Genomic DNA, 1,817 nt, shown 5'->3' with positions numbered 1-1,817 from the left:
TGCGGCACCTTCGTCCCCATCAGCCCACCGCCACACACAAAGAAGGCCACCCCGAAGGATGGCCTCCCCGCTGAGATCCGAAGACCCAGGATGGCCTCCCCGCTGAGATCCGAAGACCCACAAAACCCCTGGTTATCCAGGGGTTTTTCTGTTCCGGCGAGGAACCGGAAATCATGCCGCACTCGGCGGAAATTCTGGGCATTCGGGCTCACTCGCTCGTTTGTTTGGGCACCACGACACTTAGGTGCGCTAGCCGCACCTCGGTCCGTGCCGGGACGCTGGTGACTGAATCGTCCTGGATCTGGCGGAGACTCTGATTCACCAAGGAGACTGAGTCCATGCCAGCACCGAGGAAGTTTGATGCCGAGACGCGTGAGCGTGCGGTGAGGTTGTACCTGGACCGGCTTCGCGAGCACGGAGAGTCCAAGCTCGAAGCTCGCCGTCGGGTGGGCGCGATGCTCGACATCAATCCGGCGACGTTGCGGAACTGGGTCGAGCGGGCCGAGGTCGACTCCGGTGTCCGCCCCGGCGTCGCGAGCGAGGAATCTGCCGAGGTCAAGGCGCTGCGTAAAGAGGTCGCCGAGCTGCGGCGGGCGAATGAGATCCTCAAGACCGCCTCGGCGTTTTTCGCTCAGGCGGAGCTCGACCGCCGACTCAAGTGATCGTGGCCTACATCAGCGCCTATCGGGACCGTTTCGGGGTCGAGCCGATCTGCCGCGTGCTCTCCGAGCACGGTGTGAAGATCGCCCCGAGCACCTACTACGCCGGGATCAAGACCCCGGTCACAGCCGCGGATCTCACCGATGCGTACCTGGCCAACGAGGTGGTCACCCAGTTCCGCAAGAATCGTGGCGTGTATGGGGTGCGCAAGCTGTGGCACACGATGTGCCGTGCCGGGCACGATATCGGCCGCGATCAGGTGGCCCGGTTGATGCGCATCGCCGGGATCGAGGGGATCCGCCGCGGCGCTGCCCGGCGCACCACGACCACCGAGCAACGCGAGGGTGCCCCGCGGCATCCGGACCTCATCGGTCGTGCCTGGGACACCCCCACCCGGCCGGATCAGTGGTGGGTCGCGGACTTCTCGTATGTGTGGACGCTGTCCGGGTTCTGCTACGTCGCTCTGCTCACCGACGTGTACTCCCGGCGCATCCTGGGCTGGCGCGTGTCCACCTCGAAGGCGACACCGCTGGTGACCTCGGTACTGGAACAAGCGCTGTTCACCCGGCGCAGAACGAACGTCGAGTTCACCTGCACCGGGCTCGTGCACCATTCCGACGCCGGTTCGCAGGGTGGATTCAACTGGTCGTCGCATCACCTCGAGCATGGAGGTGTGCGATGGGACGTGGCACGAAGCAGATGCCGAAGGCGCCAGCGGGTGCGCGGCGGCAGTGGGCGGCGGATCGGGCGTTGCGGCCGCCGATGCGTTCACCGGGTCGGCCTGAGCCGTCTCGTGCGGTGCAGCGGGACTTCTGGCGGCGGATCGCGTCGGGCGTGACGACGGTCGAGGCCGCGGAGGCGGTCGGTGTGTCATGGCCGGTCGGCTCCCGCTGGTTCCGTCACGCTGGCGGCATGCCGCCGATCAGTCTTGACGAACCCACGGGCCGGTACCTGTCGTTCGCCGAGCGCGAGGAGATCGCGCTGCTGCGCGCTCAGGAGATTGGTGTGCGCGAGATCGCCCGCAGGATCGGACGCGACCCGGGGACGATCTCTCGCGAGCTGCGTCGCAACGCGGCGACCAGGGGCGGTAAGCAGGTCTACCGTGCCCTGGTGGCGCAGTGGAAGGCGCAGCAGACAGCGAAGCGCCCGAAAACCGC

Annotated in this window: 2 protein-coding genes and 1 other annotated feature; both genes read left to right on the top strand. The window is 66.7% G+C overall.

Annotated elements, in window-relative coordinates:
- Positions 1-338: 338 nt before the first annotated feature.
- Positions 339-1,498 (top strand): IS3 family transposase gene (locus ELR45_RS41020; protein ID WP_240759829.1). Its coding sequence is split into 2 segments (ribosomal slippage): positions 339-630 and positions 630-1,498, totalling 1,161 coding nucleotides; the frame shifts between segments, so codons are not numbered across the junction.
- Positions 620-751 (top strand) — a sequence feature (AL1L pseudoknot). Its footprint overlaps the gene before it by 132 nt.
- On the top strand, positions 1,423-1,817 hold a 395-nt coding region (locus ELR45_RS41015; RefSeq protein ID WP_240759828.1), incomplete at its 3' end, for a helix-turn-helix domain-containing protein. The genes ELR45_RS41020 and ELR45_RS41015, both read left to right, overlap by 76 nt.

This window comes from Phytoactinopolyspora endophytica, assembly GCF_004138495.1.
GTDB classification, from domain to species: domain Bacteria; phylum Actinomycetota; class Actinomycetes; order Jiangellales; family Jiangellaceae; genus Phytoactinopolyspora; species Phytoactinopolyspora endophytica.
This window is presented reverse-complemented; position numbering and strand designations above follow the sequence as displayed.